Source organism: Pseudomonas sp. TE6283, assembly GCF_054060555.1.
Genome location: NZ_JBSSDH010000008.1, coordinates 170223 through 190710, shown reverse-complemented (window position 1 = coordinate 190710; position 20488 = coordinate 170223). Strand labels below are relative to the sequence as shown.

Below are 20488 nucleotides of genomic sequence, written 5' to 3'. Positions count from 1 at the left end.
CAACATCGTGCTTTCGAGTCCGAGCAGAACACCCAACCATGAAACCCACCCACCTCACCCTGATCTGCCACGCCCGCACCGAGGCGCAACGGGTGGGGCGTTTCGCCGTGGACGACGAGCCGTTGCGTGATCCGTCGTCGCTTTCGGTTGATCTGCCCACAACCGCTCGCTATCTCATGGCACCTGAGTTGCGTACCCGCCAGACTGGCGAGGGCCTGAACGCGACTGTCGACGAAGGCCTGCGCGACTGCGACCTCGGCAACTGGAAAGGCATCCCGCTCAAGCATCTGGACGAAGCCACCCTGCGGGTCTGGCTTTCCGATCCCCAGGCTACCCCTCACGGCGGTGAATCCATCGCCATGCTGTGTGAGCGTGTCGCGACCTGGATGGATACAGCGCTGGCGCCGGGCGAGTGGATTGCGATCACCCATCCCTTCGTCATTCGCGCCGCGATGCTGCATGCGTTGGGCGCGCCTTTCGAGTCGTTTCACCGGATTGATGTGCCGCCCCTGGCCCGCGTGTGCTTGAGCCATTACGGGCAATGGCGGCTGCAGTTGGGCTGACGGCTGTGCATTGGCCGCTATCGCCGGGGCCGCCTAGCCTCGCACCAACGCCGGCACGGCCCGCACATAGATCAACTCACTCACCAACTCCACCAGCGTCTGGGTAATCACAGCCGCCGCCGCCAACGCCCGGATCGACTCTGGCAGCGCCAACGCCAACGGCAGCACCACCAGCGAATTACGCGTGGCGGCGCTGAAGGTCACGGCCCGCGCTTCCCCTGTGGACAACGTAAACAGCCGCGCCGCGAACCAGCCAAGCAGTGGCGCCAGCAGGGCAAAACCGACATACACCGGCACCACCGGCAGCAGGTTGTCCAACTGGCTGGCCACCACGCCGATCTGCGAGCCGATCACCGCGACAAGCACCAGGGCCATGGCCGGCACCGGCAGCCAGGCCCAGGCATCGTTCCACCTGGCGACCAGTACCGAGCGCCGCGCCCCGGCACTGGTGGCAACCGCGAGCAACAGCGGCAGTACGATCAACAGCACGAACGCCTCGAAGAAGGGCGCGACGGAAATCTCGACCTGGCCGCCACCGAGCATCAATGCCAGGTACAGCGGCAACAGCGCCAGTTGCACCAGCAACAGCACAGGCGTCGCCGCCAGGGTCAGGCGCGAGTCGCCTTTACCGATATGGGTGAACACCACCACGTAGTCGATGCACGGCGTCAGCAGTACCAGCAAGGCTCCGACCAGCACGGCGGGATGCTCGACCAGCCCACGGGTACCGGCCCACACCAGCAGCGGCACCAGCACGAAGTTGGCCAGCAGCAGCGCGCCCATGAAACGCCGGTTGCCCAGGCCGGCGCGCAGGTCGAGGAAGGGGATCTGCAGGAACATCGCGTACATCAGCACCGCGATGGCCGGTGTTACCAGCGCCTCCAGCGGGCGAGCGACGCCCGGTGTGAACAGGCCGATGGCGGCGGCCAGCGCCACGGCAATGAAGTAGAGGGGGATCTGATTGCGTTCGAGTTGATCTCTGTCCACGGCTTACGGTTATTTCCGACTGATTTGCTGGGTTGGGCAGGGTACTATCTGGCGCAGTCCATAGGGAGTGATTCGATGCGAATTCTGGTGGTCGGTGCGAGCAAGGGATTGGGGCAGGTGCTGGTGCAGGGCCTGGGTGGGCATGGCGATACGCTGATCGGTGTGTCGCGCAGCAGGCCGGCGTCACTGCCGGGCACGGCGCACTGGATCGAGGCCGACCTCGGCCAGCCGCGCCAGGCCGCGGCGATCATCCATGAGGCGGTGGCCGATGGTGGGCTGGACGTGCTGGTGTACAACGTCGGCATTTGGGAAGCCCGGGCCTTCGAGGAGAACTACAGCTTTCTCGACGATGACGAAGCGCAGATCGAGCGCATGGTCGACACCAACATCACCGCGCCGCTGCTGCTGATCCGGCGCTTGCTGCCGGTGCTGCTCAGGAGTGAGCGGCCACGCATCATCCTGACCGGCTCCACCTCCGGCCTGCCGGGCAGTGGCCGCCCCGAGGTGACTTTCGGCGCCAGCAAGTTCGGCCTGCGCGGCATCGCCGAGACACTGCGTGAAGGCTTCCGCGATCAGGGCCTGGGCGTGAGTTGCCTGAACCTTGGCTACCTGAACACCGAGGATGGATTGGATGTACCGCTGGCCGAGGCCGAGCAACGCGGCGAGGGAACGCTGATTCCACTGCACGACGTGGTGCAGGTGTGCCGGATGATGCTGAGCCTGTCGTCGGCCAGTTACGTGCGGGATATCACCTTGCCCGCGCTGCGGGACGAGCGCTTCTGAGATGCGCTTCGAACAACAGATCCAGACCCTGATCCACGACGACCCTGTGCGCTGGCGTCTGCTGGCGCTGGTGCGTGACCTTGGCTTGCCGGATGCGTGGATTGGCGCGGGTTTCGTGCGCAATGCCGTGTGGGACCATCTGCATGGACGGGCTATGACCGCGCCGCAAGGGGATGTGGACGTGCTGTGGTTTGACCGGGAGCGCTGCGATTCGGCCGAGGATGTGCGGCTGGAAGCTCGGTTGCAGGCCTGGGCGCCGGAGGTGCTGTGGTCGGTGAAGAACCAGGCGCGTATGCACCTGCGTCACGGCCAGGCGCCTTATGCGTCGACCCGTGATGCCATGTGTTACTGGGCCGAGACCGCCACTGCGGTGGCGGTGCGGCGCACGCAGGATGACCGGTGCGAGGTACTGGCGCCGTTGGGGTTGGAGGATCTGTTCGCGCTGGTGGTGCGCGCGACACCTGGCAAGGCCGAGGTGATGCTGCAGCGGGAGCGGGAGAAGGGCTGGTTGGCGAAGTGGCCGAAGCTGCGTTTGGCTGGCTGAGCGGTGTTGTCGCCACGGACCCTATCGCCGGCAAGCCGGCTCCCACAGGGACCGCGTATGGCTTGAGGTAACGCGGTCGGGGTGGGAGCCGGCTTGCCGGCGATAGGCCGGTTCAGGCAACGAAGATTAACGCTCGATCGCCAGCGCCACGCCCTGGCCACCGCCGATGCACAGCGTCGCCAGGCCTTTCTTCGCATCACGCTTGATCATCTCGTGCAGCAGGGTCACCAGCACCCGGCAGCCCGAGGCGCCGATCGGGTGACCCAGGGCGATCGCGCCGCCATTGACGTTGACCTTGGAGGCATCCCATTCCAGCTGCTTGCCCACGGCCAGCGCCTGGGCGGCAAAGGCTTCGTTGGCCTCGATCAGGTCCAGATCGGCCAACTGCCAGCCGGCCTTGTCCAGGCAGCGTTGGGTCGCCGATACCGGGCCGATGCCCATGATCGCAGGGTCTACGCCGGCGCTGGCGTAGGCGGCGATCTTCGCCAGTACCGGCAGGCCCAGGGCCTTGGCCTTGCTGGCGCTCATCAACAGCACGGCGGCGGCACCGTCGTTGAGGCTGGAGGCATTGCCGGCAGTGACGCTGCCATCTTTCTTGAACGCGGCGCGCAGCTTGCCCAGCGACTCGGCAGTGGTGCCGGGGCGTGGCTGTTCGTCGGTGTCGAACACCAGCGGCTCGCCTTTCTTCTGCGGGATGTGGATGGGGGTGATTTCGTCCTTGAAGCGCCCGGCCTCGATGGCGGCCACGGCCTTGCGCTGCGACTCGGCGGCGAAGGCGTCCTGTTGTTCACGGGTGAGGGCGTACTTGTCCACCAGGTTCTCGGCGGTGATGCCCATGTGGTAGTCGTTGAAGGCGTCCCACAGGCCATCGCTGATCATGCTGTCGATCAGTTGGCCGTGGCCCATGCGCTGGCCGGTGCGCGCCGAAGGCATCACGTAGGGCGCCAGGCTCATGCTCTCCTGGCCGCCGGCGATCACCACCTCGGCGTCGCCACAGCGGATGGCCTGGGCGGCCAGGTGCAGGGCTTTCAGGCCCGAGCCGCAGACCTTGTTCAGGGTCAGGGCAGGGACCTCGAAGGGCAGGCCGGCCTTGACCGCGGCCTGGCGGGCGGGGTTCTGGCCGGCGCCGGCGGTGAGCACCTGGCCGAGAATCACTTCGTCGACCTGGGCCGGGTCGAGCTGGGTCTGGGCCAGCAGCTGGCGGATCACGGCGGCGCCCAGCTCCACGGCGGACACATTGGCCAGGGCCCCCTGGAAACTGCCGATGGCAGTGCGGGTGGCGGCGACGATGACGACTTCGTTCATTGTTGTTCTCCGGGATGCGGGCGTGATCCTGACAGCATCCGCGCCCGAGGCTTATTTGAGAAGTTTGTTTTTCTTTGCCATTGATCCGAAATTCAAATGAATGGCGCATGCAATTCTGTACCGCCGTTCGGATGAAACTAAGCTTGGCTTCAGCTTCGCTGGGCAGAATGAGGCTTCCATCAACAAGCAGGAGTTTCCCAATGCGCCGTTCACTTATCGCGATCACCCTGTTGCTGGGTAGCGCCGCCGCTTTCGCCGCCGAGCCCAAATGCACCACGGCTGACAAGGGTACCTGGCAGGACGCCGAGCAGTTCCAAGCCAAGCTCAAGGACGAGGGCTACAAGATCAACAAGTTCAAGGTGACCAAGGGCAACTGCTACGAGATCTACGGCTTCGACAAGGATGGCCGCAAGGTCGAGATCTACCACGATCCGGTCAGCGGCAACGCGGTCAAGACCGAGATCCATAAATGACCGCCGGCGTGCGGCTGTGGGACCCGCTGCTGCGGGTGTGCCACTGGTCGTTCGCCGCGGTGTTCCTCGCCAACTACTTCTTCAACGAGGCCGGTGACGACTGGCACCAATGGCTGGGTTACTACGCGTGCGGCTGCCTGGCCGTGCGCTGCGCCTGGGGTTTCGTCGGGCCCCGCAGTGCACGTTGGGCGGATTTCTGGCCGACCCTGGAAAGGTTACGAACCCATGGACGCGCGTTGTGGCGTGGCGAGCCTTGCCACCGCATGGGCCACACGCCGATCGGCGCGCTGGTGATGGTGCTGATGATGACGGGCATCGCCAGCCTGGGCCTGACCGGCTGGATGATGCTGGAGGTGGATGCGTTGTGGGGCGCCGAGTGGCTGGAAACGCTGCACAGCTGGTTGGCCGATGGCCTGCTGGCGCTGGTTTGCGTGCACCTGCTGGCGGCGCTGGTGGAGAGCGTGCGCCTGCGTGAGAACCTGCCGTGGTCGATGGTGACGGGGCGGCGCAAGTCGACCGAGGACCGGTGAAAGTGGGGCCGCTTTGCGGCCCTTTCGCCGGCAATCGTGGCTACACCGCCGGGCACTGGTTGGTCACGCAGTGAATCCCGCCGCCACCCGCCGCGATCGCATCGATATCCAGTTGCACCACCTTGCGCCCCGGATACAGCTTCACCAGCAATGCCCGCGCCTTCTCGTCGGCACTGCGATCACCAAACTGCGGCGCGATCACCGCGCCATTGATGACGAAGTAGTTGATGTACCCCGCCGCGAAGTCCGGGTTGTCCTCGCTGAACTTGCTGCGCCGAGGCTTCAGTGGCGGTGACATCGTGTGGATCTCCAGCTTGCGGCCATCGGCATCGGTGGCATTGCGCAGGATTTCCAGGTGCTCGAGGGTCACTTCGTGATCGTACGAGTCTGGATCGTTGTCCAGGTTCGCCACTACCACGCCGGGCGCCGCGAAGCGCGCGTAGAAGTCCACATGGGCATCGGTGATGTCCTTGCCCTTGATGCCCGGCAGCCAGATGATCTTGCGCAGCCCCAGCCGCTCCTTCAGTTCGGCCTCGACCTGGGCCTTGCTCCAGCCGGGGTTGCGGTTGCTGTTGATCCAGCTGCTCTCGGTCATGATGCCGGTGCCATGGCCGTCCACCTCGATACCGCCGCCTTCGCCCACCAGTTCGCTCTGCTGGTACTGGGCGCCAGCCAGCCTGGCGACGCGGGCCGCCAGCTTGGCGTCGTAGCGGTGCTGCTGCTTGCCGCCCCAGCCGTTGAAGTTGAAGTCCACCGCGCCCAGCACGCCGTCGTCGTCGAGCACGAAGTTGGCGCCGATGTCGCGCATCCAGATGTCGTCCAGTTCAGTCTCGACATAGGTGATGTTGTGGCTGCCGCACTCTTCCTCGGCGATGTCGCGCTCGCTGGCGCGGCAGAACACCGTCACCGGCTGGAACGCGGCGATGGCCCGGGCGATGCGCCCTAGCGCGGCCTGGACGTCTTCGGTGAAGTCTTCCCAGATGGCGTCCTGGGCGCCGAAGGCGATATAGGCGCGCTGGTGTTTTTCACCCTCGTCGGGCATGAACCAGCGGCCCGACTCGGCGGCGCGGGCGCGGGTGCCGCCGAAGGGCAGGCCGAGGCTGGCGGCGGCGCCGAGGCCGGCGACGACGCTCATCTGTTGGAGGAAGGTGCGGCGAGTAGGCATGGGGTCAGTCCTGTGCAGTCTTGAAGCGGGTCCAGACGCGCATGCGTGCACGCATGTCGGCCTGGGGGATGTCCTTGCCCGGAATCAGCCGGGTGTAGGTGGCATCGCTGAGGTAGATGTCGGGGTTGTCACGCAGGCGCGCATCCACCAGGGGGCGGGCCTTGGCGCTGGCGGTGGGGTAGCCGGTGAAGTTGCTGATCGCGGCCATGTTCTCCGGGCGCATGACGAAGTTGATGAAACGATAGGCGTATTCCGGGTGCTTGGCGTCGGCAGGGATGGCCATGGTGTCCATCCACACCGTGGTGCCTTCGCGGGGCACGCGGTACTGGAAGTCGAGGGTCTTGCCCGCGGCCTCGGCGGTGCGCTGGGCCTGGATCACGTCGCCGCTGTAGCCCAGCGACAGGCAGGTATTGCCGTTGACCAGCTCGGTGACCGGCTGCGACTGCAGCTTGCGCACATAGGGGCGAATGCCCTTGAGCAGTTCGCTGGCGGCGGCCAGGTCTTCGCGCTTGGCGCTGCGTGGTTCGCGACCGAGGTAGTGGAGGACCACGGCCAGCACTTCGTCGGGCGAGTCGATCATCGAGATGCCGCAGTCGGCGAACTTGGCCGCCAGCTCCGGCTTGAACAGCAGGTCGAGGCTGTCCAGCGGGGCGTCGGGCATGCGCTCGCGGATCTTCGCCGCATCCATGGTCAGGCCGATGGTGCCCCAGGTGTAGGGCACGGTGGCCTGGCTGGCCTTGGGGTAGCGGTCGTGCAGCTGGCGCAGGCCGGGCTCGATATCGTCGAGCGCGGTCAGTTGCTTGCGGTCAAGCGCCTGCAGGCTGCCGGCGCGCATCAGCCGCTCGGCCACGGTGTCGCCGGGGAACACCAGGTCGTAGCCGCTGCGACCGGACATCAGCTTGGCCTCGAGCACTTCGCTGCCGTCCATGACGTCGTAGATCACCGGGATGCCGGTTTCGGCGGTGAAGCGCTTGAGGGTGTCCTCGGCAAAATAATCGGCCCAGTTGTACAGGCGCAGGGCATCCTGCTCGGCCTGGGCGACGCCGGCGCAGGCCACCAGGGCGGCGATGGCGAGCAGTTTCGATGGGCGGCTTGGCATGGTTCAGGCCCTCGCGGTCTGTGGGGTGCGGCCGTCCAGGCTGAGCAACGGCGCGTACATGCTGGGGCGACGGTCGCGGTAGATGCCCCAGCTCAGGCGGTCCTCGCGCATGCGTTCCAGGTCCAGGTCGTGCAGCCAGACGCCGCTGCTGTCGCGGTCGGCCTCTTGCAGCATCGCGCCCTTGTGGTCGCAGATGAACGAGGAGCCGTAGAAGCGCATCGACAGGTTGTCGTCGCTGCGCGCCATCTCGTGACCGACGCGGTTGGCGGCCACCACCGGCAGCAGGTTGGCGGCGGCGTGGCCGCGCATGGCCATCTGCCAATGGTCACGCGAGTCCAGTTCGGCGGCGCCCGGCTCCGAGCCGATGGCGGTGGGGAACAGCAGCACCTCGGCGCCCATCAGCGCCAGGCAGCGCGCGGTCTCGGGGAACCACTGGTCCCAGCAGATACCGATGCCCAGGCGGCCGAAGGCGGTGTCCCAGACCTTGAAACCGGTATCGCCGGGGCTGAAGTATTCCTTTTCCTGGTAGCCGATGGCGTTGGGGATGTGGGTCTTGCGGTACACCCCCAGCAGGCGGCCGTCGGCGTCGGCCACGGTCAGCGAGTTGAAGAAGGCGTTGCCGGCGCGCTCGTACCAGCTCAGCGGCAGCACCACGCCCAGTTCCTTGGCCAGGGCGGCGAAGCGCTTGAGCAGCGGGCTGTCGTGGTAGTCCTGGGCCAGGGCCTGGTGGCTGTGGCACTGCTCGATGCAGAAGTACGGGGTGGCGAACAGCTCCTGCAGCAGGATCACCTGGGCGCCCTGGGCGGCGGCCTGGCGCACCAGCTGCTCGGCGCGCTCGAGGTTGGCGGCCAGGTCCCAGCTGCAGGCCATCTGCGTGGTGGCGATGCGCAAGGTGCTCATGGGCGCGCTCCCTGCCAGGCCGGCTGCTGCTGGGTGATGCAGTGGATGCCGCCGCCGCCGTGGGCGATATGGTCGATGCGCACCGGCACGACCTCGCGGCCGGGGAAGGCCAGGGCCAGCTGCCGGGCGGCGGCCTGGTCGGCGTCGATGCCGTAGGCCGGCATGATCACCGCGCCGTTGGCCAGGTAGAAGTTGGTGTACGAAGCGCAGAACACCTCGGCCTCGGTATCCACGGCCGCCGTGGCTTCGTACAGGTCGAGCAGCTCGAACGAGCGGCCTTGGGCGTCGGTGGCCAACTCCAGGGCGCGGCGGTTCTCGCGGGCCACCTCGGCGTACACCGAGTCGTGGTCGTGGGTGGCGTCCACCAGCAGCACGCCGGGGCGGGCGAAGGCGCACACGCCATCGACATGGCCGTCGGTCATGTCGCCGGTGACGTACTGCGGGTCACCCGGCAGCCAGATGGTCTTGCGGATGCCCAGCAGGCGGGCGAAGCAGTCCTCGAAGTCAGCCTTGCTCAGGCCCGGGTTGCGGTTGGGGTTGAGCAGCACCGACTCGGTGGTGATCAGCGTGCCTTCGCCGTCCACATGGATGGCGCCGCCTTCGTTGCACAGCGGGGTGCTCAGCCCTTCGAGGCCGAGATGATCGAGGATGCGTCGGGCCAGGCTGCGGTCCTTGCCGTGCTCGGACTTGTCGCCCCAGGCGTTGAAGCGCCAGCTCAGGCCGGCCACGCCCTGCTGCGGGTGGATGAGGAAGGTCGGACCGCTGTCGCGGCACCAGCTGTCGTCCACGGCCAGTTCGACCAGCTCGATGCCGGGGCCGCACAGTTCGCCGGCAATGGCCATGGCCGAGGGATCGACCACCATCTTCACTGGCTCGAAGCGGGCGATGGCGGCGGCCACGCGGGCATAGTCGCGCTGCACGTCGGCCAGGGTCACGCCCCAGCCCGCCTCCCACAGTGGCTTGTTGTGTGGCCAGATCATCCAGGTGGCGGCGTGGCGGGCCCATTCGGCAGGCATGCGCCAGCCGCTGTCGCGGGACAGGGTCATAGTGAACTCCGATCTATAAGGGATTTTTATCAACGAAGCCCGCCGTCGCGGGTGTTGCTGCCCATGTTATGGCTGGGAAACCGGAGCGACAAACGATAGATTTAGCGTATATCTGATCAGTCAGGCTTATCAGCATGCTCAAGCATTGGCCCCCGCTCAACGCCCTGCGTGGCTTCGAAGCCGCCGCCCGTCTGGGCAGCTTCCACAAGGCCGCCGAGGCCCTGAACCTTACCCAGTCAGCGATCAGCCAGCAGATCCGCAGCCTGGAAAGCTATCTGGAGCAACCGTTGTTCCACCGCAGCGGGCGGAGCGTCAGCCTGACCGACGCCGGGCATGACCTGCTCAGCACCACCCAAGCCCTGTTGCAGCAACTGGCGGTGGGCATCCGTCGCCTCGACCAATACCGCAAGCCCAACCAGTTGGTGGTCAACACCACCCCGGCCTTCGCCCGGCATTGGCTGTTGCCGCGCCTGGCGGATTTCCACCAGCGTCACCCGGATGTCGACCTGTGGCTGTTTACCAGCTTCGAGGTTCCGGACATGGCCAACGAGACCATCGACCTGGCGATTCGCGACGATATCGGGCCGCAGGCTGAATGCAGCTTCACCGTGCTGCACCAGGACAGGTTGTATCCGGCTTGTCACCCGACGTTGCCCGAGGCCGGGCGCACGACCTTGCACGGCGAGCGCGAGATGGACTGGAGTCACTGGCAGCTGGAAGGCGGCGAGGAGGTGGGGCAGCAGGGCAAGGGGCTTAACTTCTCCGACCCGGGGTTGCTGCTGGAGGCGGCGGGCGAGGGGCTGGGGATTGCCCTGGTCAGTCAACTGCTGGCGCAGCGGATGGTCGATGAGGGACGTTTGCGGCCCTTGTCGGTACAGCGCGTGCGCGGGCCGGTGTGGAGCTGCCTGGTGCATTGGGAGAGCCAGGAGGATCCGCTGGCGCGGCAGTTCCTGGCGTGGTTGCGAGAGGCCCTGTCGCCTGCGTTGTCCTGATGGAACGGAACCTGTGGGAGCGGCCTTGTGTCGCGAAAGGGCCGCGCAGCGGCCCCGGCGATCTTCGCGTCAACACTGGAACCCTGGGGCTGCTGCGCAGCCCTTTCGCGACACAAGGCCGCTCCCACAGGACCGCGCCAGCCTCAAGATCAACGCCGTACCTGTAGGCGCTGGCTTTGCCGGCAAATGGGAGCGTGCGGACAATGCAGCAATGCGAATCACCCCGTAATATGTGTCGGATATCCCGCGAGGGTAGTCTCACCCTCTAGATCAAACGGCAGCGCCCCGAATCCGGGCGCTGCCCCAGCCTAAACCTGACGAGGTACAGACATTGGCCATCATTCATCCCAAGGTTCGCGGTTTCATCTGCACCACGACTCACCCCAAGGGCTGCGAGCTCAACGTCCGTGACCAGATCGAAGCCACCCGCAAGCTGGGCGTGCGCGAGGATGGTCCGAAGAAAGTCCTGGTGATCGGCGCCTCCAGCGGCTACGGCCTGGCCGCGCGCATCACCGCGGCGTTCGGCTTCAAGGCCGACACTCTGGGCGTGTTCTTCGAAAAGCCGGGCACCGAGACCAAGGCCGGTACCGCCGGCTGGTACAACGCCGCCGCCTTCGACAAGTTCGCCAAGGCCGAAGGCCTGTACAGCAAGTCGATCAACGGTGACGCTTTCTCCGACGAAGCCCGCGCCAAGGTCATCGAGCTGATCAAGAACGAAATGGGTGGCCAGGTCGACCTGGTGATCTACTCCCTGGCCTCGCCAGTGCGCAAGCTGCCGCAGACCGGTGAAGTGGTCCGCTCGGCGCTCAAGCCGATCGGCCAGCCGTACAAGTCGACCGCCATCGACACCAACAAGGACACCATCATCGAGGCCAGCATCGAGCCGGCCACCGAGCAGGAGATCCAGGACACCGTCACCGTCATGGGCGGCCAGGACTGGGAGCTGTGGATCGATGCGCTGAACGCCGCTGGCGTGCTGGCGCCGCAGGCCCGCACCGTGGCCTTCAGCTACATCGGCTCCGACATCACCTGGCCGATCTACTGGGACGGCGCGCTCGGCAAGGCCAAGCAGGACCTGGACGAAACCGCCCAGCGCCTGGGCAAGAAAGTCGGTGGCAGTGCCAACGTTGCGGTGCTCAAGTCGGTCGTCACCCAGGCCAGCTCGGCGATCCCGGTGATGCCGCTGTACCTGTCGATGGTCTTCAAGATCATGCAGGAGAAGGGTATCCACGAAGGTACCCAGCACCAGCTGGACCGCATGTTCCGTGACCGCATGTACCGTGCGGATGGTGCGCCGGCTGCCCTGGACGACGAAGGCCGCCTGCGTCTGGACGACTGGGAACTGCGTGATGACGTGCAGGACGCCTGCCGGGCCATGTGGCCGAAGGTAACCACCGAGAACCTGTTCGAGTTGACCGACTACGCTGGCTACAAGAAGCAGTTCCTCAACCTGTTCGGCTTCGAGCGCGCTGACGTCAACTACGACGAAGACGTGGCCACCGACGTACGGTTCGACTGCATCGAGCTGTAAGCAAGTCCTTGACCGCGCAGCCGTTGATGACGGCTGCGCGGTTCCCGCCGACGACTTGTTAATATTTTGAAACAAATCACCCGATGGCCCTTGGCCATGAGCAACCTCCGCCTGATCTATACCGCAGCTATTGGCCTGGCAATTCCGCCGGGGCCGAGGAGGGAGCAATGGGCGCACTGCAAAAACTACAAGAACGCATTCGCCAGAAGGGCCTCAAGCGCACCTTCAAGACCTTGTTCGAACGTTACGTGTTCTTCCACTGGGAATTGCTGTGGATGGAGCGCGACCTGATCAGTCCGGTGCCTCCCTACAACCTCAAGGCCCACACACCGGTCACCCTGGTGCAGATCACCACCGCCAATGCCGACGCCTTCGCCGCGAATTTCGGCGACCGCGTCGAGACCATGCGTGAACTGGCCGCCGAAGGGCACACCGGGCACATGTACCTGGACGAGCAGGGCGATGCCGTGGCCTTCATCTGGGCCAGCGTGGTCGACTATCACGACAAGCACTACTACGGTTGCACCTTCCCGGTGAAACCGGGCGAGTTCTTCGAGTTCGGCGGCGAGATGACCCGGCCCTACTTTGGCAGCGAGCTGTCGGTGACGGCCCAGGTCGAGCTGTGGAACACCATGCGTGAAAAGGGCTGCCACAAGGTGGTGGACGTGGTGGAGACCCACAACGTGCCGGCCATGAAGCTGCACCTGCGCATGGGCTACCACGAGCAGGGACGGGTGATGCACGTGTACGGGCTGTTCGGGCGCTGGAAGCTGTTCCGCGAGACCCGCTACGACGGCTCGCGCCTGGCGGTACTGCGCAAACCGGGTGTGGCCGGCGCGCTGCCCACCACCTAGCTATAACGGGGGTATGTTTGCTAGCGTTGGCGGACAACGCAGGGAGCGCGCCATGAGCAGCCTCACCCAACCCGCCAGTGCATTTCGCCAGCTCGCCGCCGACGGCTACAGCCTCGGCGGTTTTCGTTGGCGTCACGCCCAGACCGACGCCCAGCGCCCGCTGGTGATCATCAATGCCGCCACCTCGGTGCGCTGCCGTTATTACTCGCGATTCGCCGATTACCTGTTCGCCCAGGGCTTCGATGTGCTCACCTATGACTACCGAGGTATCGGCGAATCACGCCCGGCTTCGTTGCGCGGTTTCAAGGCGTCGTGGAGCGACTGGGGGCGCCTGGATTTCGAGGCAATGTTGCAACTGGCCGCAGCCGAACAGCCCGGGCAACCGGTGCATGTGGTCGGCCACAGCTTCGGCGGCTGGGCGCTGGGGCTGGCACCTTCGGCCGCGCAGGTGCGCCGAGCGGTGCTGGTGGGCGCGCAGTTCGCCTATTGGCGCGACTATGCGGCGGACCAGCGCTGGCAACTGTTCGGCAAGTGGCATGTGGTCATGCCTTTGCTGACCCGGGTATTCGGCTATTTCCCCGGCAAGCGCCTGGGCTGGCTGGAGGACACCCCGGCCGGGGTGGTGCGTGACTGGAGTACCCGCACGCCGCGCTACGAGCACCGGCCCAGCGGGCGCCTGCTCGAGGCGCTGCCATTCGCACAGGTGCGGGCGGCGACCCTGGCCATCAGCCTGACCGACGATCCGTTCGGCACGGTGGCGGCCACCGAGCGGTTGTTGGGGTACCTGCGCCAGGCCGAGCGTCGGCACCTGCGGGTGGCGCCTGTGGATATCTCGGTGGAGGAGATCGGGCATTTCGCGTTCTTTCACGATAGGTTTCGTGAAAGTTTGTGGCCGATTGCGCTGGGGTGGCTGCGAGAAGGGCAGTTAGAGGGCCAGGTGCCGGGTAGCGTTATCAGTTGAGGGCCTCGTCGCGGGGCACGTCGCATCGGCGCACCGCCGCGACTTGCCCCGCGAAGGGCGAGAGGCGAAGTCAGGCCAGGCGCGCCAGCGGCTGGGCGGTGAACTTCACGCCGGCCAAACCATGCTTGATCAGCGCACGGATGTTGCCATGGTCGCTGCCCTCGGGGGTGGCCACCACGCTGCGGTAGTGCTCGCCGAAGGCCAGCAGCGCTTCCTGGTCGCTCAGCCCTTCCAGCAGCGCCAGGCCCAGGGTCTTGCACGAACCTTCGTTCTGCCCGGCGGCGTTGTGCACGTCGCCGTTGTCGAAGGCCTGGGGCTGGTAGCTGTAGTTCGCGGCGATGAACGCCAGGGTATCGGCGAAAACGTGCTCGCCGCTGGCGAGGCTGCTGCGCAGGGTGTTCAGGTCAGTCACGGGGTTTTCCTTGTTCGAACGCCGCCTGTTGCTCGGCGCTGGCTTCTTTCTGGTATTGGGCTTTCCACTCGGCGTAGGGCATGCCGTACACCTGCTCGCGGGCATCGTCCAGGCTCAGCTCGATCTGGCGATCGTCGGCGGCGGCCTTGAGCCATTTCGACAGGCAGTTGCGGCAGAAGCCGGAGAGGTTCATCAGGTCGATGTTCTGCACGTCGGTGCGTTTCTGCAGATGGTCGACCAGGCGCCGGAACGCGGCGGCTTCGAGTTCGAGCTGTTGTTGCGGGGTCATGGGCGGTGTCTCTTCAGGTCATGCGGTTCTTCAGATGGCGGCCACCGTTGATGACCACCTGGCTGCCGGTGCTGTACTGGCTTTCGAGCAGGAACAGCACGGCGTCGATCAGCGGGCGGGCGCCGGGTTCGAATTCGAGCAGGGCCTTTTTCAGGGTCTGCTGGCGGTACTGCTCGTCGCCGCCTTCCTTGAGGATCAACAGGCCCGGCAGGATACCGTTGACGCGCACCTTGGGCGCGTACTTTTCGGCAAACGACAGCACCATGTTCTGCAGCGCGGCCTTGGTCGCGGCGTAGCCGATATGGCTCTTGCTGCCGCGCGAGGAGGTCTCGTCGCAGATGTGGATGATATCGGCCTTGTCCACCTTGTTCAGCCACGCGCCAAGGGCCAGGTTGAGGTGGTAGGGCGCCTCGACATGCAGGCGGAACATGGTGTCGAGGTTGTCCAGGCCATCGTCGAGCCACAGCGAGGCGTTGTGGATGATCCCGCGCAGGCCATCGTAGTGGCCGTGCAGGTGGTCGATCAGGGCCTGGCGGTCTTCGCTGCGGGTCAGGTCGGCCTGGAACTGCCGGATGTTCGGGTGGGCCGCCTGGGGATGCAGGCTGCGGCTGGCGCTGACCACCGTATGGCCGGCCTGGGCCAGCTCCAGGGCCAGGGCCAGCCCGACGCGCTGGCTGGCTCCGGTGATGAGGATTGGGCTGTTCATGTGCGGGCGGTCTGTTCGTCTGTCCGTGCGTGATGCCCCAGCATACCCGAACTGCGCGGCCTTGCGAGCCCGTGCCTCAGCGGCTGCGCAGCCCCTGGGCGCGGCCGCTCGGGGCAGGCGGCGCGGCGTTCAGCCAGCCGGCCAGCAGGCGGGTGGACAGCGGGATGAACAGGTACACCATCAAGGGGGTCAGGGCCAGGGTGCTGAGCAGTACGCGGGGCAGCAGTTCCAGCGCTGCCAGCCAGTGGCCGAACAGCAGGTTGAACAGCAGCGAGACCGGGAAGAACGCCAGCCAGATGGCCGTGGCCTGTTTCCAGCGCGGCGGTTTCTGCACTGTATTGGTGCCGAACCAGTCGTCGATGCCGCTCACGCGCTTCTCCTTGGGGCGTTCGAACAGGCCGTTGCCGCGCTCTAGCCAGGTCCGGCGCGAGGCGGAATGCTCCCAGGCGTGCAGGGTCTGCTCGTCGGTGAAGCGGAAGATGATCTGGAATTCATCGCCCTCGGCCGGCGGCGCGAGGATGCCCGAGCCCAGGTAACCGGGGAAGTCGGTGGCCAACTGCTCGCCTTCGTGCAGCCAGGCCAGCAGGTCCTGGTAGCGGCCACAGGCGGCGCGGCGCGACACCATCAGGGTGACGGGTGGGGTAGACATCGTGTATCTCCTGGCGACGGGGCTGGCGGGTAGCCGGCCCCTTGGCATGCGGCCCGGGGTGGTGGGCGGCGCAGGCGTGCTTGCAAGAATCGGGCGCAGATTATGCGCAATCCGTCATGACCGGTCAGTTTCAGCGGCTGGACGGTCGTCAGAAGGCGGCGGGGGCCTGGGCGTGCAGCTCGGGGTGGGCCTGGCGGTGGGCCTGCAGGATGTACTCGCGCAGGCGTTCGATTTCTTCGGCCGGGCTGTGCGACAGGTCATAGGCGGCCAGGCGCGGGCCGATGCGTCGGCGCAGCACGCCATGCAGGCCGATCGGCGGAATATCCGCGGCGGCGAAGCGCAGCTTGAAGTGGGATGGCGCCTCGCGCCGGCCACGGACCTCCAGCAGCACGCCCTTGAACGAGATATCCCGCACCCACAGGTCGCTGGCCTGGCCATGGTCGTCGAGCAGGGCGCTCGGTCGCTCCAGCGACAGGCGCCATGGCCGCAGCATGGGGCCGTCTTCGTAGATGTCCGGCGAGCCTAGTTGCAGGTGGAGAGCGTGGAATTCGTCCTCGACCAGTTGCAGGGGGAAGCTCAGCTGCTGGTTGTTGAAGCTGGCCTGCAGGGTGACCTGCTCGTTGGCCACCAGGCGGGTGAGCAGGTCCTTCAGACGACGGTCGCCATTGACCAGCAGGCTCGACATGGGGTCGGCCAGGTTCAGCTGGGGCGAATGCTGCATGTCCTGGATGAAATCCAGTTCGTCCTGGGAGAGTAGGGCGTCTGCTTGCATGGTCGAACTCGAAGGGGCGATCGGTAAGGGCGATTTCTTCACGGCTGTCGACAGTAGCCAATACGCTTCGTTCCGGTCATTCGTCGGATAATCCTGAAGCGTGTGACTTTAGGCATAGGCGGCCTTTTGCCACTGTCGAGTGCTAGTATCCTACGTTTTCACTCAGTTTCGGAATCCTCACCCGATGAAAGTCGCCATTATTTCCGGTTCGGTATACGGCACCGCCGAAGAAGTCGCCCGTCACGCCGAGTCGCTGCTCAAGGCCGCCGGCCTTGAAGCCTGGCATGCCGCCCGCGCCACCCTGCAGGACATCGAGGGCTTTGCCCCGGACGCGTTGTTGGCAGTGACCTCGACCACGGGCATGGGCGAACTGCCCGACAGCCTGATGCCGCTGTACAGCACCATGCGAGACGTACTGCCGGCGGCCTGGCGCGGGTTGCCCGGGGCGGTGATCGGCCTGGGCGACTCCAGCTATGGCGACACCTACTGCGGCGGCGGCGAGCAGATGCGCGAGCTGTTCGCCGAACTGGGGGTGAACGAGGTGCTGCCGATGTTGCGGCTCGATGCCAGCGAGACGGTGACGCCGGAGACCGATGCCGAGCCGTGGCTGGCGGAGTTTGTGGCAGCACTCAAAGGTTAAATCGCCCGTGTAGGAGCGGCCTTGCCGCTCCTACACGTTCGCATCATGCTTCGTCGCGTTCACGCAACAACGCCAGCCACGCCTGCGCCGCCCGCGACAGATAAGCCCCGCGCCGCCAGATGAAGGCGATGTCCCAGCGCAGATGTTCCGGCGCCCGTAACGGCAAACGAACCACCCCGGGCCGCTCCAGCGCCCGCGCGACGATCGCCGGCAGCAGCACCACGCCTTGGCCTGCCGCCACCAGCGCGGCGAGAAAGTCCGCCTGGCCGCTGCGTCCGCCTTCCCTGGGCGTGAACCCCTCCTGCTGGCAGGCACTGAGCAACCGATCGTTCAACACGAAGCTGCGCTGGTACAGCAGGAACGGCGTGTCGGCCAGTTGCGCCAGGGCGACGTCGGCTTGCCCGGCCAGTGGGTGGCTCGCGGGCAGCAGGGCCTCCAGCGGCTCGTTGCAAAAGGGTTGGTAGTCGAACGCCGGATCGCTCGGCGTCAGGCTGCCGCCCAGTTCCAGCTCGCCGCTTCTCACCGCCTGCTCGACCATGCGGCTGCCGCCTTCGAGCAGCTGGATCGAGATGTTCGGATGCCGCCGCCGGTACTCGGCGAACAACCCGGCAAACAGCGCGTCGCTGCCCAGCAGCGGCAGGCCCAGGCGCAGCTCGCCGCGGGCCATCTGGCTGAGGTCGTCCAGTTCGCTCTGCAGCTCCTGGCGCTGGCGCAACAGCGCCTCGCCCCGCTCGAGGACGATGCGCCCGGCGGCGGTCAGCAGTAACTGCGAACCCTGGCGCTCCAGCAGCGCCTGGCCGATAGCCTGTTCCAGCTGGGCGACCTGCTTGCTCACCGCCGACTGGCTGATGTGCAGGGTGATCGCCGCTTGGGTGAAGCCGCCCTTGTGGACGACTTCGATGAAACTGCGCAGCTGTTTGAATTCCATGATCACATGATTCCATTCTGGAATGGCTACCAGTCTAACAATTCGCTTCTGGCCTAGGTGAGTGACTTCTACAATGGGCACGTTGTCGAGGAACCCCCGTCCATGAATCCCGCATTGCTGAAGAAAACCCTGCGCCTCTTCGCCGAGCTGGCGGTGCTGCTGGCCCTGTTCCTGATCGGTGGCCAACTGGCCGCCTGGCTGGCCTGGCCGATCCCCGCCGGGGTGATGGGCCTGGCGCTGCTGCTGGTGCTGTTCGCGACCGGCGTAATCAAGCCGGCCACCCTGCAACTGGGCGCCGGCTGGCTGATGGCCGAGATGCTGCTGTTTTTCATCCCGGCGCTGATGAGCCTGCTGGACTACGGCAGTCTGCTGCGCAGCGAAGGCTGGCGCATCCTGCTGGTGATCGCGCTGAGCACGCTGCTGGTGATGGTGGTCACCGCGCTGACCGTGGAACTGGTGTGCCGCTGGAGGTTGCGCCATGAGCCTTGAACCCATGCCGTTGTTCTGGCTGGCGCTGACCCTGGGCGCCTACCTGGGCAGCCGCTGGCTGTACCGGCGCAGCGGGCGCTACCTGCTGTCGCCGCTGATCCTGGTGCCGGCGCTGCTGCTGGCGGTGGCCGTGCCGCTGCACACCGCCTACGCCGAGTACGCCCGCAACACCCACTGGCTGATGGGCGTGCTGGGCCCGGTCACCGTCGCCTTCGCGGTGCCGATCTGGCAGCAGCGGGCATTGCTGGCACGGCACTGGCCGGCGCTGCTGGTGGGCATGTTGGCCGGTAGTGTGGCCTCGATCGGCAGTTCCTGGGCGCTGGCGCACCTGCTGGCGCTGGACGAGGCGGTCAGCCTGTCGTTGCTGCCGCGTTCGATCACCACGCCGTTCGCCATGCCGGTGGCCCAGGACCTGGGCGGCGTGCCGGAACTGACGGCGGTGTTCGTGATGTTCACCGGCGTGCTTGGGGCGATGTTCGGCGGCATCCTGCTGCGCTGGTTGCCACTGCGCACGCCGTTGGCGCGGGGCGCGCTGTTCGGCGTCGGCGCCCATGGCGCGGGCGTCAGCCGGGCCCAGGAGGTTGGCCGCGAGGAGGGCTCGGTGGCTGGCCTGGTCATGGTCCTGACCGGGCTGCTCAACCTGCTGGCGGCGCCGCTTCTGATGAAGTTGATCTGACCGTTCGTGCCACTGACTCGCACGGTCATCAGGCTGGCTGCCAAGGCGACTTATCACCTTCGTATAGGCTTCTAGACTGAGCCTCTACATAGAGAGCACATGTATGTGCCGAGGTGACATGCAATGAACGCAGCCTTGCCCTCTTCCGACACTTATCAACCGGGACGACCGTGATGCCACTGGCCGAGATTCCATTGTGCGTCTGGCGCACCCGGAGCCAGGGTTTCACCTTCCGGGGCCAGAGCATCCGCTACTGGACGGCAGGGCAAGGAGAGCCCCTGCTATTGCTTCACGGTTTCCCCACGGCCAGCTGGGATTGGCACTACCTGTGGGCACCCCTGGCCCAGCGTTTTCGCGTGGTGGCCTGCGACATGCTCGGCTTCGGCGATTCGGCCAAGCCCGCGGACCACGACTACAGCCTGCTCGAGCAGGCCGATCTGCAGCAGGCGTTGCTGGCGCACCTGCACATCGACCAGCCGGTGCACCTGCTGGCTCATGACTACGGTGGCAGCGTCGCCCAGGAACTGCTGGCCAGGCACCATGAGCAGCGGCTCAAGGTGGCCAGTTGCGTGTTCCTCAACAGCGGGCTGTTCCCCGAGAGCTGCGGCGTGCTGCTGGTGCAGAAGCTGCTGCTCAGCCGCCTGGGCTGGCTGGTCGGGCGCTCGTTCGGGCGCGACGACCTGGTGCGCAACGTCACCCAGGTCTACGGCCCCTGCACCCACCCCAGCGAAAGCGCCCTGGACGACTACTGGAGCCTGATTGCCTCCAATCGCGGCCCGCGCATCCTGCACCGGCTCATCAGCTTCCTGCCCGAGCGCAGGGCCCAGCGCGAACGTTGGGTCGCGGCGCTGCAACGCCCGGGCGTGCCGCTGCGCTTCATCAATGGCGCGGTGGATCCGCTGTCCGGCGCGCACATGGTCGAACGCTACCGCGAGCTGGTGCCGGAGCCGGACACCGTGGTGCTGCAGGGCATCGGCCATTACCCGCATACCGAGGCGCCGGTGCAGGTGCTGCGCCACTACCTGGCCTTTCGTGAACAACCGATGAGCTATGTGCCACTGAAGGTCGCCTGGTCCTGACCGGGCGATCATCGCCGGGCGTTATCGGGCGGCATTCGCCACGGTGCGCTTGATTGCCCGGCCCCGGCGGCTGGCGGAGACTGCGTTGCATCCTTTCATTGCCAGGAGCCTTGAG

Annotated in this window: 25 protein-coding genes; 13 read left to right on the top strand and 12 right to left on the bottom strand. The window is 66.1% G+C overall.

What is annotated here, in order from left to right:
* Nucleotides 1–38: 38 nt before the first annotated feature.
* The gene (locus tag ACVWZ5_RS13730) at nucleotides 39–563 is read left to right on the top strand and encodes a histidine phosphatase family protein (protein ID WP_062575153.1); all 525 of its coding nucleotides are present in this window, start codon (nucleotides 39–41) and stop codon (nucleotides 561–563) included.
* A gap of 33 nt (nucleotides 564–596) precedes the next feature.
* Here ACVWZ5_RS13730 and ACVWZ5_RS13725 read toward each other — a convergent pair whose 3' ends face one another.
* Nucleotides 597–1550, bottom strand: a complete 954-nt coding sequence (locus ACVWZ5_RS13725) for an arsenic resistance protein (RefSeq protein WP_062575152.1) — start codon at nucleotides 1548–1550, stop codon at nucleotides 597–599.
* 75 nt (nucleotides 1551–1625) lie between these two features.
* On the opposite strand from ACVWZ5_RS13725, the gene ACVWZ5_RS13720 reads away from it, so the two are divergent.
* On the top strand, nucleotides 1626–2333 hold the full coding sequence (locus ACVWZ5_RS13720) for an SDR family NAD(P)-dependent oxidoreductase (protein ID WP_186599384.1): 708 nt from the start codon (nucleotides 1626–1628) through the stop codon (nucleotides 2331–2333).
* 1 nt (nucleotide 2334) lies between these two features.
* A complete protein-coding gene (locus tag ACVWZ5_RS13715) occupies nucleotides 2335–2877 on the top strand; it encodes a nucleotidyltransferase family protein (RefSeq protein ID WP_062575150.1) in 543 nt (180 codons plus the stop codon).
* A gap of 126 nt (nucleotides 2878–3003) precedes the next feature.
* On the opposite strand, the gene ACVWZ5_RS13710 is transcribed toward ACVWZ5_RS13715, so the two are convergent.
* Nucleotides 3004–4182 (bottom strand): acetyl-CoA C-acetyltransferase, encoded by a 1179-nt coding sequence (locus ACVWZ5_RS13710; protein ID WP_280070944.1) that lies wholly within the window; start codon nucleotides 4180–4182, stop codon nucleotides 3004–3006.
* Between the two features lie 200 nt (nucleotides 4183–4382).
* Here ACVWZ5_RS13710 and ACVWZ5_RS13705 point away from each other — a divergent pair, with 200 nt between their 5' ends.
* Nucleotides 4383–4655 (top strand): PepSY domain-containing protein, encoded by a 273-nt coding sequence (locus ACVWZ5_RS13705; RefSeq protein WP_028689862.1) that lies wholly within the window; start codon nucleotides 4383–4385, stop codon nucleotides 4653–4655.
* Nucleotides 4652–5185 carry a cytochrome b/b6 domain-containing protein gene (locus ACVWZ5_RS13700; protein WP_084941621.1) on the top strand — a complete coding sequence of 178 codons (534 nt, stop codon included), beginning with the start codon at nucleotides 4652–4654 and terminating at the stop codon, nucleotides 5183–5185. Before ACVWZ5_RS13705 ends, ACVWZ5_RS13700 begins: the two co-directional genes overlap by 4 nt.
* Before the next feature lie 40 nt (nucleotides 5186–5225).
* Here ACVWZ5_RS13700 and ACVWZ5_RS13695 read toward each other — a convergent pair whose 3' ends face one another.
* Genes ACVWZ5_RS13695 through ACVWZ5_RS13680 form a run of 4 tightly spaced genes read right to left on the bottom strand, consistent with a single transcriptional unit; the run spans nucleotide 5226 to nucleotide 9395 of the window.
* Nucleotides 5226–6350 carry an agmatine deiminase family protein gene (locus tag ACVWZ5_RS13695; protein WP_062575146.1) on the bottom strand — a complete coding sequence of 375 codons (1125 nt, stop codon included), beginning with the start codon at nucleotides 6348–6350 and terminating at the stop codon, nucleotides 5226–5228.
* Between the two features lie 4 nt (nucleotides 6351–6354).
* The gene (locus tag ACVWZ5_RS13690; RefSeq protein WP_336197417.1) at nucleotides 6355–7449 is read right to left on the bottom strand and encodes an extracellular solute-binding protein; all 1095 of its coding nucleotides are present in this window, start codon (nucleotides 7447–7449) and stop codon (nucleotides 6355–6357) included.
* 3 nt (nucleotides 7450–7452) lie between these two features.
* Complete coding sequence (gene aguB / locus ACVWZ5_RS13685) at nucleotides 7453–8349, bottom strand: N-carbamoylputrescine amidase (RefSeq protein ID WP_084941627.1); 897 nt, start codon at nucleotides 8347–8349, stop codon at nucleotides 7453–7455.
* Complete coding sequence (locus tag ACVWZ5_RS13680) at nucleotides 8346–9395, bottom strand: agmatine deiminase family protein (RefSeq protein ID WP_062575143.1); 1050 nt, start codon at nucleotides 9393–9395, stop codon at nucleotides 8346–8348. The genes aguB and ACVWZ5_RS13680 overlap by 4 nt, the downstream gene beginning before the upstream one ends.
* 134 nt (nucleotides 9396–9529) lie before the next feature.
* Here ACVWZ5_RS13680 and ACVWZ5_RS13675 point away from each other — a divergent pair, with 134 nt between their 5' ends.
* From ACVWZ5_RS13675 to ACVWZ5_RS13660, 4 genes are all read left to right on the top strand, one after another.
* Complete coding sequence (locus tag ACVWZ5_RS13675) at nucleotides 9530–10387, top strand: LysR substrate-binding domain-containing protein (protein ID WP_457340675.1); 858 nt, start codon at nucleotides 9530–9532, stop codon at nucleotides 10385–10387.
* 331 nt (nucleotides 10388–10718) lie between these two features.
* Nucleotides 10719–11918 (top strand): enoyl-ACP reductase FabV, encoded by a 1200-nt coding sequence (gene fabV / locus ACVWZ5_RS13670; RefSeq protein WP_062575141.1) that lies wholly within the window; start codon nucleotides 10719–10721, stop codon nucleotides 11916–11918.
* Between the two features lie 167 nt (nucleotides 11919–12085).
* Nucleotides 12086–12772 (top strand): GNAT family N-acetyltransferase, encoded by a 687-nt coding sequence (locus ACVWZ5_RS13665; protein ID WP_028689854.1) that lies wholly within the window; start codon nucleotides 12086–12088, stop codon nucleotides 12770–12772.
* Between the two features lie 52 nt (nucleotides 12773–12824).
* Complete coding sequence (locus ACVWZ5_RS13660; protein WP_457340674.1) at nucleotides 12825–13733, top strand: alpha/beta hydrolase family protein; 909 nt, start codon at nucleotides 12825–12827, stop codon at nucleotides 13731–13733.
* A gap of 70 nt (nucleotides 13734–13803) precedes the next feature.
* Here ACVWZ5_RS13660 and ACVWZ5_RS13655 read toward each other — a convergent pair whose 3' ends face one another.
* The 5 genes from ACVWZ5_RS13655 to ACVWZ5_RS13635 all read right to left on the bottom strand — a co-directional run bounded on the left by ACVWZ5_RS13655 (nucleotide 13804) and on the right by ACVWZ5_RS13635 (nucleotide 16561).
* Entirely contained in the window at nucleotides 13804–14145 is a 342-nt protein-coding gene (locus ACVWZ5_RS13655) for a HopJ type III effector protein (RefSeq protein ID WP_028689852.1), read from the bottom strand.
* Nucleotides 14138–14434, bottom strand: a complete 297-nt coding sequence (locus tag ACVWZ5_RS13650) for a DUF1244 domain-containing protein (protein ID WP_028689851.1) — start codon at nucleotides 14432–14434, stop codon at nucleotides 14138–14140. Before ACVWZ5_RS13650 ends, ACVWZ5_RS13655 begins: the two co-directional genes overlap by 8 nt.
* A gap of 13 nt (nucleotides 14435–14447) precedes the next feature.
* Nucleotides 14448–15140 (bottom strand): dihydromonapterin reductase, encoded by a 693-nt coding sequence (gene folM, locus ACVWZ5_RS13645; RefSeq protein WP_062575138.1) that lies wholly within the window; start codon nucleotides 15138–15140, stop codon nucleotides 14448–14450.
* A gap of 76 nt (nucleotides 15141–15216) precedes the next feature.
* Nucleotides 15217–15789, bottom strand: a complete 573-nt coding sequence (locus ACVWZ5_RS13640; protein WP_062575137.1) for a hypothetical protein — start codon at nucleotides 15787–15789, stop codon at nucleotides 15217–15219.
* A gap of 148 nt (nucleotides 15790–15937) precedes the next feature.
* Entirely contained in the window at nucleotides 15938–16561 is a 624-nt protein-coding gene (locus ACVWZ5_RS13635) for a hypothetical protein (protein ID WP_062575136.1), read from the bottom strand.
* Nucleotides 16562–16745: 184 nt separating this feature from the next.
* On the opposite strand from ACVWZ5_RS13635, the gene ACVWZ5_RS13630 reads away from it, so the two are divergent.
* Nucleotides 16746–17201 carry a flavodoxin gene (locus ACVWZ5_RS13630; protein ID WP_028689847.1) on the top strand — a complete coding sequence of 152 codons (456 nt, stop codon included), beginning with the start codon at nucleotides 16746–16748 and terminating at the stop codon, nucleotides 17199–17201.
* A 43-nt stretch (nucleotides 17202–17244) separates the two neighbouring features.
* On the opposite strand, the gene ACVWZ5_RS13625 is transcribed toward ACVWZ5_RS13630, so the two are convergent.
* Nucleotides 17245–18129 carry a LysR family transcriptional regulator gene (locus ACVWZ5_RS13625; RefSeq protein WP_186599388.1) on the bottom strand — a complete coding sequence of 295 codons (885 nt, stop codon included), beginning with the start codon at nucleotides 18127–18129 and terminating at the stop codon, nucleotides 17245–17247.
* A 102-nt stretch (nucleotides 18130–18231) separates the two neighbouring features.
* On the opposite strand from ACVWZ5_RS13625, the gene ACVWZ5_RS13620 reads away from it, so the two are divergent.
* The 3 genes from ACVWZ5_RS13620 (at nucleotide 18232) to ACVWZ5_RS13610 (ending at nucleotide 20373) form a co-directional block, all read left to right on the top strand.
* Nucleotides 18232–18618 (top strand): CidA/LrgA family protein, encoded by a 387-nt coding sequence (locus ACVWZ5_RS13620; RefSeq protein WP_062575134.1) that lies wholly within the window; start codon nucleotides 18232–18234, stop codon nucleotides 18616–18618.
* A complete protein-coding gene (locus tag ACVWZ5_RS13615) occupies nucleotides 18608–19294 on the top strand; it encodes an LrgB family protein (protein ID WP_028689844.1) in 687 nt (228 codons plus the stop codon). Before ACVWZ5_RS13620 ends, ACVWZ5_RS13615 begins: the two co-directional genes overlap by 11 nt.
* Nucleotides 19295–19467: 173 nt before the next feature.
* Entirely contained in the window at nucleotides 19468–20373 is a 906-nt protein-coding gene (locus ACVWZ5_RS13610) for an alpha/beta fold hydrolase (RefSeq protein WP_084941636.1), read from the top strand.
* The last annotated feature ends 115 nt before the right edge of the window (nucleotides 20374–20488 follow it).